The sequence below is a fragment of the Pseudoalteromonas sp. SG45-2 genome (assembly GCF_014164115.1).
Lineage (GTDB): Bacteria > Pseudomonadota > Gammaproteobacteria > Enterobacterales > Alteromonadaceae > Pseudoalteromonas > Pseudoalteromonas distincta.
The window spans coordinates 47,555-62,861 of the sequence record NZ_JACJEO010000011.1 but is presented as its reverse complement, the minus strand read 5'-3'; the positions used below and the strand labels follow the sequence as shown (position 1 = coordinate 62,861).

Below are 15,307 nucleotides of genomic sequence, written 5' to 3'. Positions count from 1 at the left end.
GCGTCACTCAACTATTAGTCTTCGGCTTTAAATTGTGGAACGTTACTGCACCCATTAAAAAGCATACACCTACATAAAGCCAAGCACTGCTCGCTATAATATTCCACGTATCGGCTCGTATTAATGCAGGGATAATTATTAAGCTTCGTATGATACACAAGGTTGCAATAACAATTAAAGCGGTTCTAGTAAGTACTATGTTACGCACTAAACCAATTGCTGATAAGGCAAATGCAGTACAGGCAAACATAAGTCCAGCTACTGCAATACTGCCTAAAGGCGCAAGGAGCGTACCTTGCTGTGATGATTCTATTATTTGTATTGGAGCGCGAGCAAATATAAACCAACTAGTGCCACCCCATATACAAAGTAAATGCCATACAGCCGCTGCAGATGCAATAACTCCCGCACTTAATAAAAATTTTGCTTTTATATTTAACAGCATTTTATCTCACTGATTATTAAGCTGTAATAAATCCCATTTTGTACCATACAAGTCTTCAAAAACCGCTACGGTGCCATAGGGTTCTACTCTAGGCTCTTCGTTAAATGTAACGCCTTTAAAAAGCATTAAATTATAATCTCGCCAGAAATCATTAGTATGCAAAAATAAAAACACGCGACCACCTGTTTGATTACCAATAGCACTCATCTGTTCGGGCGTTGTGGCTTTAGCAAGCAGCAGATTAGTCCTGCTCGAATTAGTCTCGTTTGAATTTGGAGGTTAAATTAATACCCAGCGTTTACCATCACCTAAGTTAGTATCCTCGACTAACTCAAAGTTGAGCTTTTGAGTATAAAACTCAATGGCATCGCCGTAGTCCTTAATAACTAATGCAATGCTGCTTATATGCTGTTGAACGTTAGTCATGTTTGGTTTACTCCGTACTATTAAATAAATGTGCTTTTTATCATATTAGTTAGCGACTTCGCAGGGTATATGCCCGCAGTATGCAACTTAGTTATAGGTATAAATTAAACAATATCAATCTGCTTTATAATAAAAAGCAAAACCCAGCCGAGGCTGGGTCTACTTTAAATCGATTTTTTAGTACTAAGTGCATAAAGTGTTTATCTGTGTAATTCACCAGCACGTTCTGGTTGATAGGTTACTTCTTTTATTTTTACCTTTATCAAGCCGCCACTCGGTTTAGGCCACTCAATTTCGTCGCCTTGGTTTAGCCCAAGTAATGCGCTACCAACGGGGGATAATATCGATATTTTATCGCCGCTTGAGTCACTGTTTTTTGGGTACACTAAGGTTAACGTAAATTCTTCTTTAGAAGACTCAACAATAAAGTTTACAGTTGAGTTCATTGTTACAACTGACGATGGCATATCTTTAGGTTCGACTATTGTTGCTCGTGCCAGTTCAGCTTCCAATTCTTCTTTATTAGCAAAGCTACCTGCAGGCAATGATTCCATTAAGTCATACAATCTATCTGCATCGAGTGATGAGATGATTAGTTCAGGTTTTTTATTCATCTTAATAATTTTTAATAAATAAAATTAACTCTGAGTATGGCTTGGCATGCATTTAAGAAGCAAAGGGATACGCGAAGTCATTTTATTAATTAGCCACACCTGTGGCTTTTACTTTATTTGTGCCCAATAGCTAAAAACCCAGCCGAAGCTGGGTTTTTATTTGAGCTAGGTGTTTAGGGGATGATTACATCATTCCGCCCATACCACCCATTCCGCCCATGCCGCCCATATCAGGTGCACCAGCAGATTCGTCTTTAGGGATTTCAGCTACCATTGCTTCAGTAGTGATCATTAGACCCGCAATAGACCCTGCAAACTGTAGCGCAGAGCGTGTTACTTTAGTTGGATCTAGGATACCCATTTCAATCATGTCGTTGTATTCGCCAGTTGCTGCGTTGTAACCGTAGTTACCATCGCCGCCTTTAACTGCGTTAATTACAACTGATGCTTCGTCGCCTGCGTTAGTTACGATTTGACGAAGTGGTGCTTCCATCGCACGAAGTGCAACTTTAATACCGTGGTTTTGATCTTCGTTGTCGCCAACTAAATCAACTAGCTTGCTAGCAGCACGTACAAGTGCAACACCGCCGCCAGGTACTACGCCTTCTTCAACCGCTGCACGAGTTGCATTTAATGCATCTTCAACGCGGTCTTTTTTCTCTTTCATTTCGATTTCAGTAGCAGCACCTACTTTGATAACTGCAACACCGCCAGCAAGTTTAGCCATGCGCTCTTGAAGTTTTTCTTTATCGTAGTCAGATGTAGCTTCTTCAATTTGTGCTTTAATTTGAGAAACACGACCAGTAATACCCGCTTCTTCGCCAGCACCGTCAATGATAGTTGTATCATCTTTAGTGATAATTACGCGCTTAGCTGTACCTAGGTCTTCAACTGTTGCTTTTTCAAGCTCTAAGCCGATTTCTTCAGAAATAACAGTACCGCCAGTTAATACAGCGATATCTTGCAGCATTGCTTTACGACGGTCGCCAAAACCAGGTGCTTTAACAGCTGATACTTTAACAATACCGCGCATGTTATTAACTACTAATGTAGCTAGTGCTTCGCCTTCAAGGTCTTCTGCAATGATTAGTAGTGGTTTACTTGCTTTAGCAACCGCTTCTAATGTTGGTAATAATTCACGGATGTTAGATATTTTTTTATCTACAAGTAGAATGAATGGGTTATCTAGTTCAACAGTGCCTTTTTCTGGGCTGTTGATAAAGTAAGGAGATAAGTAACCACGGTCAAACTGCATGCCTTCAACAACATCTAGTTCGTTTTCAAGTGATTGACCTTCTTCTACAGTAATAACACCACTGTTGCGGCCTACTTTTTCCATTGCTTGAGCAATGATATTACCAATCTCTTGATCAGAGTTAGCAGAAATAGTACCTACTTGTGCAATTGCTTTAGTATCAGAACAAGGAACAGATAACGCTTTAAGCTCTGCAACAGCAGCAATAACTGCTTTGTCGATGCCGCGCTTAAGATCCATTGGATTCATGCCTGCTGCAACAGCTTTAAGGCCTTCATTAACAATAGACTGTGCAAGTACTGTAGCGGTAGTTGTACCATCGCCGGCTGCATCATTTGCTTTAGATGCAACTTCTTTAACCATTTGTGCGCCCATGTTTTCAAACTTGTCTTCAAGTTCGATTTCTTTTGCTACAGAAACACCATCTTTAGTGATAACTGGAGAGCCAAATGATTTGTCTAGTACAACGTTACGGCCTTTAGGACCTAATGTAACTTTTACTGCGTTTGCCAGGATGTTTACGCCAGTTAGCATTTTAGCGCGTGCGTCACCTGCAAAAAGTACTTCTTTTGCTGCCATGTTTTAAATTCCTCTAAATTCTTAAATGTTTATAAACGAAAAGTAGGTTTAGCCTACAATGCCTAAAATATTATCTTCACGCATGATCAGGTACTCTTGACCTTCGATCTTTTCAACTTTTTCAACATATGAGCCAAATAACACAGTGTCACCGGCTTTAACTTCTAACGCTCTCACGTCACCGTTATCTAAAACGCGACCATTACCTACGGCTACAACTTCTCCGCGAGTTGATTTTTCAGCTGCAGAGCCAGTTAATACAATACCGCCAGCAGATTTTGTTTCTTCTTCTAGACGTTTAACGATTACGCGATCTTGTAAAGGACGAATGTTCATGTTTTTTAGTTCTCCTAACAGTTTCTGAACAGTACAGAAAAAAGCTTTTCTAATTTGCATTCATTAATGGGGGTAGAGTGTGAAATTCCAAGAGAAAAAATGATAAATTTTTAATCTTTTCGCTCATATTCGCCATCAATAGTCGTTGGTCGTTCCATTTGCCCTTGCTCTCGTTCAGCATGTTGCTGCCCAGCAAACGGCGATGGCCCTTGTTGCCTACCTGCGCTCATTCTAACAGTTGCTTGGCTAGCAAGGCCTGCGGCCAGTTTGTTACGAATTGCAGGCGTTAATAATAGTAACCCAAACACGTCGGTCATAATGCCAGGGGTAAGTAATAATACCCCTGCAATTACAACGCATATTCCGGTAAATAATTCTTTGGCTGGCATTTGCCCTTGCGCCATTTGCGCTTGTACGTTTTGCAGCGCACCCATACCTTGTGTTTTAACCATTTTGGCACCTAAAATCGCGGTAATAACAACAAGTGCAATTGTTGCAAATCCGCCAATCACATCGCTTACTTGAATCAGCAAAGCGATTTCGATAATAGGGATGATGATAAACAACACAAATAAAAATCTAAACATAGCGCTCTCTAAATAATGACACTCAAAAGAGTTGATGAAATATAAATGAGGGTGACTAGGTCTCTTTTCAAGGTTAGGGCATAGGTATAGTCATTTTACTGATATTTAAGCGTCTACACATTGTATCGGCTATCAGATACTATGAAGCTAGACACTGTCCAATAAGAATAGGTTCATAATGACTACGCATTTTAAAATGATTTTTACGACTTGCAAAGACGAAGCAGAAGCACGCAGCCTAGCAAGGGCGTTGGTAGAAAAAAAGCTAGCAGCTTGTGTAAATATTTTACCTAACATGGGCTCTATTTATATGTGGGAGGGCGAAGTAGCAGAAGCAACTGAAGCCAAGCTACTTATAAAAACAAAAGCAGATAAAATGAACGATGTGTTTTTAACAATAAAAGAGCTACATAGCTACGAAGTGCCGGAGATTCAGGTTGTAGAAGTTTCAACTGGTAATTTGGCGTATTTTAATTGGATGGACGAGGTACTGAATTAATGCGTTTTTTCTTTTTATTGTTGGTTACATTATTAACCGTACCCGTAAAGGCTGCGACTAATAATGTGCTTGGTGATCTACTTGGGCCTCCTCAACAGACTTTTTTACCAGTAGACCAAGCGTTTGTTTTTGATTTTGACCAACAAGGCAGTACCTTGTTTGTAGGTTGGGATATAGCGCCAGACTATTATTTATATAAAAAGAAAATAGAAATTATCGCCAAAGGTGCAAACGTTCAAGTAGGCGACTCTGGCCGTGGCGAAATTATTGAAGATGAATTTTTTGGCAAAACAGAGGTTTTTTTTAATTCCGCGAGTGTTATTAGTAAGCTAAGTAATGTAACCGAAGGCGCCGTGGTTAAGGTTCGTTACCAAGGCTGTGCAAAAGCAGGGCTTTGCTATCCACCAGAAGTAATCAGCATCCCACTTAGTGTTATTAGTGGTGCACAGGTTAAAAATGTAGATCAAAATAGCGCTACCGATGAAGCGGCAACAGCGCAAAGTACATTTGCAGCACTAAACGAGCCAGCTACTGAACCTACAACAAATTCGGATGATACCGAAAAAGAACTTACTTTTACTGAACAATTAGCAAGTCAGGGCTTAATAACTAATTTACTTATATTTTTTGTTGTTGGTGTAGGCCTTGCTTTTACGCCGTGCGTATTCCCTATGTTTCCTATTTTGTCGAGCTTAATTGCGGGTCAGCAAAACCTTTCAACTAAAAAAGCGTTTGCGTTGTCGTTTGTATATATACAAGGTATGGCAGTTACCTATGCAGCGCTTGGTTTAGTTGTTGCGGCGCTTGGTGGGCAAGTGCAGGGGTATTTACAGCATCCATTTGTATTAGTTAGCTTTAGTTTACTATTTGTATTATTGGCTATGTCGATGTTTGGTTGGTACGAAATTAAACTGCCAAGCAGTATGATGAGCAAGCTAACCCAAGTAAGTAACAATCAAAAAGGCGGCAACTACGTTGGCGTATTTTTAATGGGCGTACTGTCGGGGCTAATTGCATCACCGTGTACTACAGCGCCACTGTCGGCGGCGCTCTTATTTGTTGCGCAAAGTGGTGATTACTTAGTAGGTGGTTTAACACTATACGTGCTTAGTTTAGGTATGGGGTTACCACTTTTATTACTTGGTACATCTGGCGGTAAATTGCTGCCTAAAGCAGGTGGTTGGATGGAGCAAGTTAAAACCTTGTTTGGTTTTGTGATGCTCGTTGTGCCGCTTATATTACTTGAGCGACTAGTAAGCGCCGACATTATATTATTAATGGCAGGTGTGCTTGCATTAGCAACGGCACTTTACCTACATCACTGGCAAAGTAGCCAAACACAAAGCAAGTTAAAAACTGCATTATGGTTTGCTGCAACGCTATTAGTTATGACAGGGTTTACGTTAACTAAAAACTACTTTTGGCCAGTACAAGCTGTGCAAGTTAGCTCACAAAGTAATGAGTTTAAAAAGGTGGCGGATTTAGCTGAGCTAAAAGAAGCCGTAGCGCAAGCGAGTAATGAAGGTCGAATGGTTATGGTCGACTTATATGCTGACTGGTGTGTGGCGTGTAAAGAGTTTGAGCATTACACGTTTCCAGATGCCAAAGTACAAAGTGAATTTAGCCATTATCAGCTAATTCAAGTTGATTTAACTAACAGTGACAATAAAACAATTGAGTTAATGGAAGAGTACACCGTGTTTGGTTTACCTAGTATTTTGTTTTTTAACACCCAAGGTAAAGAGCTAACTACACAACGTGTAACCGGCTTTTTAAACGCAGAAGATTTTGCTAAACACCTTGCTACAGTGCGCGCCAGCGCACAATAATAGTGCAATAGAGCCACTTGGATATACCAAGTGGCTTACGACTCCCTCCTAGTTATTCGTTCCCAAAATAGAGATTGGACCAGTATTTTGCTGCTATTTACATCGAAATCACTATAATAGTTGGTTAACGTGAGAATTTGTTGCTACATTACTTTTTTCTGCTTGCTTAAAAGCGAAAAACTACTTAGCAACCGCTTAACTCATTACTTATAGGATATATCGCGTATTATGGCTGCAAAATTTAACCTTTTAGTTATAAATGGTCCAAATTTGAACATGCTTGGCAAACGTGAACCGGATAAATACGGTTTTCAAACGCTAAGTGAAATTATGAGCGAACTAACCAGTGCCGCTGATAGTCTAGATGTTGAGTTAGCACATTTTCAAAGTAATAGTGAGCAAGCCCTCATTGAGCGAATACACAGTGCTTGGCAAGCGGTTGATTACATAATAATTAACCCTGCTGCATTTACGCATACAAGCGTTGCATTACGTGATGCATTGCTAAGTGTTGATATTCCGTTTTTTGAAGTGCACTTAAGTAATGTGCACGCACGTGAAGCCTTTCGTCATCATTCGTATTTTTCTGATGTGGCACAAGGCGTGATATGTGGATTAGGTGCAATGGGTTACCACGCAGCATTAAATGCCGCTGTGAGCCGGTTGAAAAACTCGATTTAATTTTAAATTAACACACAAACAAACAGGCGGGTCGTGTAATGGATATTCGCAAGATAAAGAAGCTTATCGAATTAGTAGAAGAATCAGGTATTGCTGAGCTAGAAATCACTGAAGGTGAAGAATCAGTACGTATTAACCGTAACAACATGAGCGCAGGCCCTGGTTACCCGCAATTTGCTCCACAGCAATATGCACCAGCGCCAGCAGCCCCTGCTCCAGTTGCAGCAGCTCCTGTAGCAGTTGAAGCAGCAGCTCCAGCAGAACCTACTGGCCATCAAGTTAAATCACCAATGGTTGGATCTTTTTATGCAGCAGCGTCTCCTGAAGCTCCAGCGTATGTAGAAGTTGGTCAGCAAGTTAAAGTTGGCGATACGCTTTGTATTATCGAAGCTATGAAAATGATGAACCAAATTGAGTCAGATAAAGCCGGTACAGTAAGAGCTATCTTAGCTGAAAATGGCGAGCCAATAGAATTTGATCAACCTCTATTCATCATTGAATAATAGCGTAACCTAAAAGGCCAACTCTAATGTTAGATAAAGTAGTCATTGCAAACCGAGGTGAAATTGCACTTCGTATATTGCGCGCCTGCAAAGAGCTTGGGATCAAAACGGTTGCTGTGCATTCAACGGCGGATCGCGATCTTAAGCATGTATTGCTTGCAGATGAAACCATCTGTATTGGTAGACCATCAGCAACTGAAAGTTATTTAGATATCCCGCGCATTATTGCTGCGGCTGAAATAACTGACGCTGTAGCGATTCATCCAGGTTACGGTTTCCTTGCAGAAAACGCTGATTTTGCCGACCAAGTTGAGCAAAGTGGTTTTGTATTTATTGGTCCAAAAGGTGACACTATTCGCCTTATGGGTGATAAAGTTTCTGCTATTTCAGCAATGCGTAAAGCAGGCGTTCCATGTGTACCAGGGTCTGATGGTCCGGTATCAGATGATAAAGAACGTAACATGCAAATCGCTAAACGAATCGGTTACCCGGTAATCATTAAAGCCGCTGGTGGCGGTGGTGGTCGTGGTATGCGTGTTGTTCGTAGCGAATCTGAACTTATTGATTCAATTGCATTAACACAGCAAGAAGCTAAGCAGTTCTTTGGTAATAGCATGGTTTACATGGAGAAATTCCTTGAAAACCCACGCCATATCGAAGTTCAAGTATTAGCAGATGGCCAAGGTAATGCAGTGCATTTAGGTGAACGTGATTGTTCTATGCAACGTCGTCACCAAAAAGTAGTTGAAGAAGCACCAGCGCCAGGTATTACTGCAGAAACACGTAAATTTATTGGTGAACGCTGTACACGTGCATGTATCGAAATCGGTTACCGCGGTGCAGGCACGTTTGAGTTTTTATACGAAAACGGCGAGTTTTACTTCATCGAAATGAATACACGTATTCAGGTTGAACACCCTGTAACTGAAATGGTTACTGGTATTGATTTAATCAAAGAGCAGTTAAAAATTGCTGCGGGTCAACCATTATCATTCACGCAAGACGACGTTGTTATTCGTGGTCATGCTATTGAGTGTCGTATTAATGCTGAAGACCCTGAAACGTTTATCCCTTCACCGGGTAAAATTACACGTTTCCATCCTGCTGGTGGCTTAGGTATTCGTTGGGACAGCCATATTTACGCTGACTATACGGTTCCACCACATTACGATTCAATGATTGGTAAGTTAATCACTTACGGTGAAAACCGTGACGTAGCTATTGCCCGCGCGCGCAATGCACTTAACGAGCTAGTAATTGACGGAATTAAAACTAATACTCCTTTGCATAAGAGAATTCTTGCAGATGAAAACTTCCAAAATGGTGGTACTAACATCCACTATCTTGAGAAGAAATTAGGATTGTAATTCTAGCCTGTAAAAAGGCGTTTTATCTTAGTTAATAACCCGAGTTATTAAGCTGATTTAAATAATTAAAAATCCGATATCAGGAGACCGATATCGGATTTTTTAATGCCTGTAATTTAAGTTTTATAGGCAATAAAAAAGTCCATAAAATATACTGCAAAGAGTAAATTCGATGGACTCAATATTTATATAATATGTTGAACTAACATTACACTAATTTAGATTCAATTAACTGTAGTGCTTCTTCTAAAATTGTTTCTACTGCTTTTTTAGCGCGCTCAGGATCGCGTGACTTTATAGTCTCTAAAATATCAGCGTGCTTAGCAACATCTGCGCCCGGTACACCTTTAATGTGGTTTGTATAACGAATACTTACTCTAAGAGCTGTACTAATAAACTCAGTTAACTGCACAAAAAAGCGATTGTTACTGGCCACTAATATGCTGGTATGAAAAGCAATGTCGGCTTCTAATGGGTCGTCTAAGCCTTCGTCTGCTTCAGCCATACGGGCTAAGGCACTATCTATATCAGCGAGTTGTTCAGCAGTTGCATTTAGTGCTGCAAGAGCGGCCGCTTGTGGTTCAAGGGCTACGCGTACTTGAGTAAACTCTTTTAATAACGACAGTGATGGCTTACTGCTTAAAATCCAACGTAGTACGTCGGTATCAAACATGTTCCAGCTACTTTCAGGTAATACACGAATACCTTGCTTAGGACGCGATGAAATTAACCCTTTAGCAGAGAGCATTTTTACCGCTTCGCGGGTAGCGCTGCGACTTACATCATACTTTATACATAAATCGGCTTCAGAAGGCAGGCCTTCGCTTACAGGGTAAACACCACGCACAATAGCAAAACCCAAATCGTGGGTTAATTGTTGTGTTAAATTTTGACGGGGTTGGCTTTTCATTGCGCAGGATTCCGAGTTGATATATTGCTTTATTATATATCATATATCATATTAATGTACTCAAGGATATGATATAAACTTTTAATTAGCTAAATATTTTAACACAGCAATAACGACTTAGTTTGGCTCTTTATACTGTAAATGTAAGTTTATAAAGAGTTTAAATAAAATTGAAAATGCGCTGTATGGAGAGTTGAATTTGAACACCCTAGCTCAATATCATAGTCTTTCTGGTAAAGTTATTTTTATTACAGGCGGTGCATCAGGCATTGGTAGAGCAATGGTTAAATCCTTTGTAAACCAAAATGCAAAAGTAGCATTTATAGATATTGATGATAAGGCAGCGCAATCGCTTATTCGTGATTTACCCAATGCAAAACTATGGTATAGGCAAGTTGATGTAACTGACTCTCATGCACTTCAGCAATCACTTGTGGATGCATGCGCCGCTTTTGGTGCCATTAATGTACTAGTTAATAATGTAGCGAACGATCGCCGTCAAGCAAGCGAAGACGTTACAGTGCAAGACTGGGATCAGTGCTTACAAATAAACTTAAACCCTGCATTTTTTGCCTCTCAAGTTGCTATGTCTTTTATGAAGGGCGATGGAGCGGGCAGTATCATTAACTTTAGTTCTATTAACGCTATTATGGGGCAACCTCAAATGGCAGGCTATGTAACCGCAAAAGCAGGCCTAATTGGTATGACTAAGGCACTGGCTCGCGATTACGGCGAGTTTGGTATTCGCGTTAACGCTATTTTACCAGGGTGGGTGGCTACCGACCGTCAACTAGCAAGCTGGTTTACCGAAGAAGAGCAAGTTAAGTGGATGGAAGCCATGGCGCTTAAAAAATTAGTAACTCCTGAAGATGTTGCTAATTTGGCACTCTTTTTAGCCGCCAATGAAAGCAGTATGATCACCGGGCAAAGTATTAAAATTGACGGTGGGAGGCTTTAAAGCTTGGCTACTTCATCTCTTTTTATTGCTGTTGACTGGGGCACGAGCCATTTACGCGCTTATTTGTGCGAAGTACAAGCGCAATCAACACTTAAACTATTAGCACAACGTGATGGCCCTGGCGTTGTTAAGGCAAATCAAAATTTTGAGCAAACCCTAATCGACACCATTGCGGTGTGGAAGCAAGAGTATGGCAGCTTACCTATATATATTGCAGGACAAATTACCTCAAGCATCGGCTGGCACGAAACACCTTATTTAGAATGCCCAATTAATCCCGAAGGGTTACTTAATGCTGCTGTTAGCTTTGATTGCGATGGGCATATTATTAAAGCGTTACCTGGCACAAAGTGTACGCTGCAAAATGGCTTGTTTGATGTAATGCGCGGCGAAGAGCTGCAAATTTTAGGGTTTTTAAAGCAAAACCCAGAGTATCAACAAGGTAAAATATTACTCTGTTTGCCTGGCACACATACCAAATGGGTGCTTATAAATAATGGCGAAATCATTTGCTTTAAAACAGCCATGACCGGCGAGCTATATGATTTGTTATGTCATCAAAGTGTTTTAATTCCTAACGACTGTGCAGAAGGTGAGTTTGACTTTAAAGCATTTGAGCAAGGCTGTGAGCTAACTTTAGGTAGTGATAGCGGTAACTTGGCACATGGTATTTTTAGTGTGCGTACCCGCCAGCTTTCAAAGGAGTTAACGCCAGTACAAGCTAAAGCCTATTTGTCGGGTGTATTAATTGGCAGCGATGTACGAGCAGCTCGCCACGCTAGTGAATGGCAATTATTAAGTGATACACAAGTTGTGGTGATTGGCACAAAGCAGCTGAATAAGTGTTTTACTACGGCGCTTAACCAAATAGGTGTGAAGTGTGTTGAGTTTGATATTAAAACAGCGACGCTTAGTGGCTTTAATTATTTATTTAATTTAGAGTCAAAAAAATAAACCCCTTTATAACGGTTAAATTATAAAGGGGTTAACAGGAAGCTATTATAACTTGATAGTTAAGCGCTTTTAGCTGCTTGGTTATGCTCAATATAATCATTAAGCGCAGCAACTTGCGCCTCATTAAAACGTAGTCCTAATTTACTGCGGCGCCATAAAATATTGTATGCGTTTTCTGCCCACTCTTCATTTAGCAAGTAATCTACTTCTGCTGCAAATAAACCATGGCCAAAATCCTGGCCTAAATCACTCAGCCCAGTTGCACTACCTAAAATATGTTTAGCACGAGTACCATAAGTGCGTACAAAGCGTTTAAGTGTTATTTCAGGTAGCCATTCGTATTTTGCTTTTAGCTCTGATTTAAGTGCTTCTACAGAGCTAAAATCACCACCAGGGAGCGGACTATGTTTGGTCCACGCATTGCTTATTTGCGGATAAAAATCTTCAAGCTTATTAACCGCAGCTTCGGCAAGTTTGCGATAAGTTGTAATTTTTCCGCCAAACACACTCAGTAGAGGTGTTTGCTTAGCATCACTCGAAAGCTCTAATTTATAATCGCGAGTAACGGCTTGTGCATTAACTGATTCGTCATCAAGTAATGGGCGTACACCAGAAAAAGTATGTACTATGTCTTCGCGTTTAATCGGTTGTTTAAAGTAGGTATTAGTAATATCAATTAAGTAATCAATTTCTTCATCACTAATTTTAACGTCTTGTGCTTCACCTTTGTGTTCTACATCGGTTGTGCCAATAAGTGAGAAGTCATCTTCAAACGGAATAACAAACACAATACGCTGATCTTTATTTTGTAAAATATAAGCTTGTTTTTCATCGTGAATGCGAGGCACTACAATGTGGCTACCTTTTACAAGGCGAATATTTTGTGGTGATTTTTCTGTTAGTGCTTCGTCAAATAATTTAGCTACCCAAGGACCCGCAGCATTAACAATACCTTTGGCAGAAATGGTGTATTTAGCTTTGCTCTTTTGCTGCTCAAGGGTTACCTGCCATTTACCTTGCTCTCGTTTAGCATTTACACACTTAGTTTGCGTGGTAATAACAGCACCTTTTTGTTGCGCTGCTAGGGCGTTTAAAACGACTAGGCGAGAGTCATCAACCCAGCCATCTGAGTATTCAAAACCTTTAGTAATAGAGGGTTCTAAAACGCTATTTTCACCAAATTTAATGCTTCGAGAACCCGCTAGTGTTTCGCGTTTTGCTAGGTTGTCATACATAAACAAGCCAATACGAATCATCCACGCAGGGCGGAGGTGTTTTTGATGCGGCAATCTAAAGGTTAGCGGCCACATAATATGAGGTGCGTTTTTAAGTAGCACTTCACGCTCTGCTAGCGCTTCTTTTACTAATCTAAATTCGTAATGCTCAAGGTAGCGCAGACCGCCGTGGATCAGCTTAGAACTGTTTGAAGATGTTGCACAGGCAAGGTCTGATTGTTCGCACAATAGAACTTTTAACCCTCTGCCAGCTGCATCAGCTGCTATTCCAGTGCCGTTTACACCGCCACCGATGACTAGTAAGTCATATTCGTTATCTGCTAATTCCACCGAGCTAACCTTTTTATTTGTAATATAAATAAGACATAAACATCATAAAGCTGCTGTTTTCATTTGACAATAGAAAACCCAGTTTTTTATTCGTTAATTTTGACGCCAATCCATTTTCAATTTAAAGCAGTAAAACATGCCTTTTAAATCTAGCATTTAGCTAAGTTAAAAAAGCAAAGTGGCTAAAGTACTGGCCTTAACCACTTAGTATTTACTGCGGGCAGTTTTTATTCGTTAAGCAGACTTGAGCTACGCAGTGCTGCCATTTTGCGTATAGATCGTTACGCTCGTCGGCACTCATGGTGGGCTCAAAGCGACGGTCGCATGTCCACATTTTAGATAACTGTTCAGTTGACTCGTACACACCTGCTTGCAAGCCTGCTAAATAAGCGACCCCTAAAGAGGTGGTTTCGGTCACTGTTGGTCGCTCAACTGTTGCACCTAAAATATTTGATAAAAAGGTCATAACCCAATTATTTTTTACCATACCGCCATCTACACGAAGCACACTTGGGCGAAGGCCATCACGCTCCATCGCTTTTTGTAAATCTTTGGTCTGGTAGCCAACTGATTGCAGCGCTGCAGCAACAATAGTGCTAATACCAGAGTCGCGTGTTAGCCCTAAAATAGCGCCACGTGCATTAGGGTCCCAATAAGGAGCGCCTAAACCAGTAAACGAAGGCACTAAAAATACACCATGATCGAGCGGTACATCTTTAACCATCGACTCACTTTCGCCAGCATGGCTAAGTAGTTTTAAGCCTTCAACAATCCACTGCATAGTTGCGCCAGCCATAAATATACTGCCTTCAATGGCGTAAGTTGGCTTGCCGTTTAATCTATAAGCAACAGTGGTCAGTAAGCGGTTTTCTGAGGTCAGTGCTTTTTCGCCAGTGTTAAGCATTAAAAAACAGCCAGTACCGTAAGTACTTTTAGCCATGCCTTGTTCAAAACATGCGTGTCCTACAAGCGCAGCTTGTTGATCGCCTGCAATACCACAAACACGAATTGGCGCGCCAAAAATGTCAGCGCTGGTTGAACCAAACTCGTCAGCTGAATCCATTACTTCTGGCAGCATAGATTCTGGAATATCGAATAACTCTAAAAGCTCTTGATCCCACTGCTGGGTATGAATATTAAATAACATGGTGCGCGATGCATTGGTTGCATCGGTTCGGTGCTCTTTACCGCCAGTTAGCTGCCAAAGTAGGTAAGTGTCAACCGTACCGAAGGCGAGTTCGCCTGCAAGGGCTTGTTCGCGTGCGCCTTCAACGTTATCTAAAATCCAACGAACTTTAGTGGCCGAAAAATAAGGGTCGAGTAATAAGCCTGTTTTATCGCTTATTGTTTGGCAAAGCTCATCAGTTGTTAGGCTTTCGCAATAGTCACTGGTGCGACGGTCTTGCCATACAATAGCGTTATAAATTGTTTTGCCTGTTTTTTTGTTCCATACCAAAGTGGTTTCGCGCTGATTGGTGATACCAATGGCAATAATTTCTTCAGGCTTTACATCGTTTTTAGTTAACACTTCGCGACTAGTGCTAAGCACTGTTTGCCAAATATCGTTAGGGTCGTGTTCTACCCAACCATTTTGTGGAAAATGCTGCGAAAATTCTTGTTGTGCTGTACCAAAAACGTCTGCATCTTTTGTAAACAAGATGGCCCGAGAGCTTGTGGTTCCTTGATCAATTGAGAGTATGTATTTGGACATGATATTTGTGTTATTTATCTTATCTTATATATGACTAGATTGCCTTTAACCGAAGTTAATGGCAATGGTTTTTTCTTAAAATAGCAGA

15 protein-coding genes and 1 pseudogene are annotated in these 15,307 nt (G+C 40.7%); 7 read left to right on the top strand and 9 right to left on the bottom strand.

Annotation, left to right across the window (positions count from 1 at the left end):
* Positions 1-7: 7 nt before the first annotated feature.
* From H5116_RS09820 to H5116_RS09795, 6 genes and pseudogenes are all read right to left on the bottom strand, one after another.
* Complete coding sequence (locus tag H5116_RS09820; RefSeq protein ID WP_182716036.1) at positions 8-445, bottom strand: hypothetical protein; 438 nt, start codon at positions 443-445, stop codon at positions 8-10.
* Between the two features lie 6 nt (positions 446-451).
* A pseudogene (locus H5116_RS09815) lies at positions 452-871 on the bottom strand (VOC family protein).
* A gap of 200 nt (positions 872-1,071) precedes the next feature.
* The gene (gene rnk, locus H5116_RS09810; protein WP_010555031.1) at positions 1,072-1,485 is read right to left on the bottom strand and encodes a nucleoside diphosphate kinase regulator; all 414 of its coding nucleotides are present in this window, start codon (positions 1,483-1,485) and stop codon (positions 1,072-1,074) included.
* Between the two features lie 184 nt (positions 1,486-1,669).
* On the bottom strand, positions 1,670-3,319 hold the full coding sequence (groL, locus tag H5116_RS09805; RefSeq protein WP_002958835.1) for a chaperonin GroEL: 1,650 nt from the start codon (positions 3,317-3,319) through the stop codon (positions 1,670-1,672).
* A 48-nt stretch (positions 3,320-3,367) separates the two neighbouring features.
* Positions 3,368-3,655: a co-chaperone GroES gene (locus H5116_RS09800; protein WP_002958836.1), complete on the bottom strand. Its 288-nt coding sequence runs from the start codon at positions 3,653-3,655 to the stop codon at positions 3,368-3,370.
* 110 nt (positions 3,656-3,765) lie between these two features.
* Entirely contained in the window at positions 3,766-4,242 is a 477-nt protein-coding gene (locus tag H5116_RS09795; protein ID WP_002958838.1) for an FxsA family protein, read from the bottom strand.
* A 178-nt stretch (positions 4,243-4,420) separates the two neighbouring features.
* Between H5116_RS09795 and cutA the strand changes: the two genes are divergently transcribed.
* From cutA to accC, 5 genes are all read left to right on the top strand, one after another.
* Entirely contained in the window at positions 4,421-4,741 is a 321-nt protein-coding gene (cutA, locus tag H5116_RS09790) for a divalent-cation tolerance protein CutA (protein ID WP_002958839.1), read from the top strand.
* Positions 4,741-6,570 carry a protein-disulfide reductase DsbD gene (locus H5116_RS09785; protein ID WP_182716035.1) on the top strand — a complete coding sequence of 610 codons (1,830 nt, stop codon included), beginning with the start codon at positions 4,741-4,743 and terminating at the stop codon, positions 6,568-6,570. The genes cutA and H5116_RS09785 overlap by 1 nt, the downstream gene beginning before the upstream one ends.
* A gap of 228 nt (positions 6,571-6,798) precedes the next feature.
* Positions 6,799-7,251, top strand: coding sequence for a type II 3-dehydroquinate dehydratase (gene aroQ / locus H5116_RS09780; protein WP_002958841.1), 453 nt, complete (start codon positions 6,799-6,801; stop codon positions 7,249-7,251).
* 38 nt (positions 7,252-7,289) lie between these two features.
* A complete protein-coding gene (gene accB, locus H5116_RS09775) occupies positions 7,290-7,754 on the top strand; it encodes an acetyl-CoA carboxylase biotin carboxyl carrier protein (RefSeq protein ID WP_002958842.1) in 465 nt (154 codons plus the stop codon).
* Between the two features lie 26 nt (positions 7,755-7,780).
* The gene (gene accC, locus H5116_RS09770; RefSeq protein ID WP_002958843.1) at positions 7,781-9,121 is read left to right on the top strand and encodes an acetyl-CoA carboxylase biotin carboxylase subunit; all 1,341 of its coding nucleotides are present in this window, start codon (positions 7,781-7,783) and stop codon (positions 9,119-9,121) included.
* A 208-nt stretch (positions 9,122-9,329) separates the two neighbouring features.
* Here accC and H5116_RS09765 read toward each other — a convergent pair whose 3' ends face one another.
* On the bottom strand, positions 9,330-10,031 hold the full coding sequence (locus H5116_RS09765; protein ID WP_024596672.1) for a FadR/GntR family transcriptional regulator: 702 nt from the start codon (positions 10,029-10,031) through the stop codon (positions 9,330-9,332).
* A 199-nt stretch (positions 10,032-10,230) separates the two neighbouring features.
* On the opposite strand from H5116_RS09765, the gene H5116_RS09760 reads away from it, so the two are divergent.
* Both H5116_RS09760 and H5116_RS09755 read left to right on the top strand, forming a co-directional pair.
* Positions 10,231-10,989 carry an SDR family NAD(P)-dependent oxidoreductase gene (locus H5116_RS09760; RefSeq protein WP_182692714.1) on the top strand — a complete coding sequence of 253 codons (759 nt, stop codon included), beginning with the start codon at positions 10,231-10,233 and terminating at the stop codon, positions 10,987-10,989.
* Between the two features lie 3 nt (positions 10,990-10,992).
* On the top strand, positions 10,993-11,943 hold the full coding sequence (locus H5116_RS09755; RefSeq protein WP_165723681.1) for a 2-dehydro-3-deoxygalactonokinase: 951 nt from the start codon (positions 10,993-10,995) through the stop codon (positions 11,941-11,943).
* A 59-nt stretch (positions 11,944-12,002) separates the two neighbouring features.
* On the opposite strand, the gene glpD is transcribed toward H5116_RS09755, so the two are convergent.
* Together glpD and glpK are read right to left on the bottom strand one after the other, a co-directional pair.
* Complete coding sequence (gene glpD, locus H5116_RS09750) at positions 12,003-13,508, bottom strand: glycerol-3-phosphate dehydrogenase (protein ID WP_182716034.1); 1,506 nt, start codon at positions 13,506-13,508, stop codon at positions 12,003-12,005.
* 211 nt (positions 13,509-13,719) lie between these two features.
* Complete coding sequence (glpK, locus tag H5116_RS09745) at positions 13,720-15,219, bottom strand: glycerol kinase GlpK (RefSeq protein WP_033013631.1); 1,500 nt, start codon at positions 15,217-15,219, stop codon at positions 13,720-13,722.
* Between the last annotated feature and the right edge of the window lie 88 nt (positions 15,220-15,307).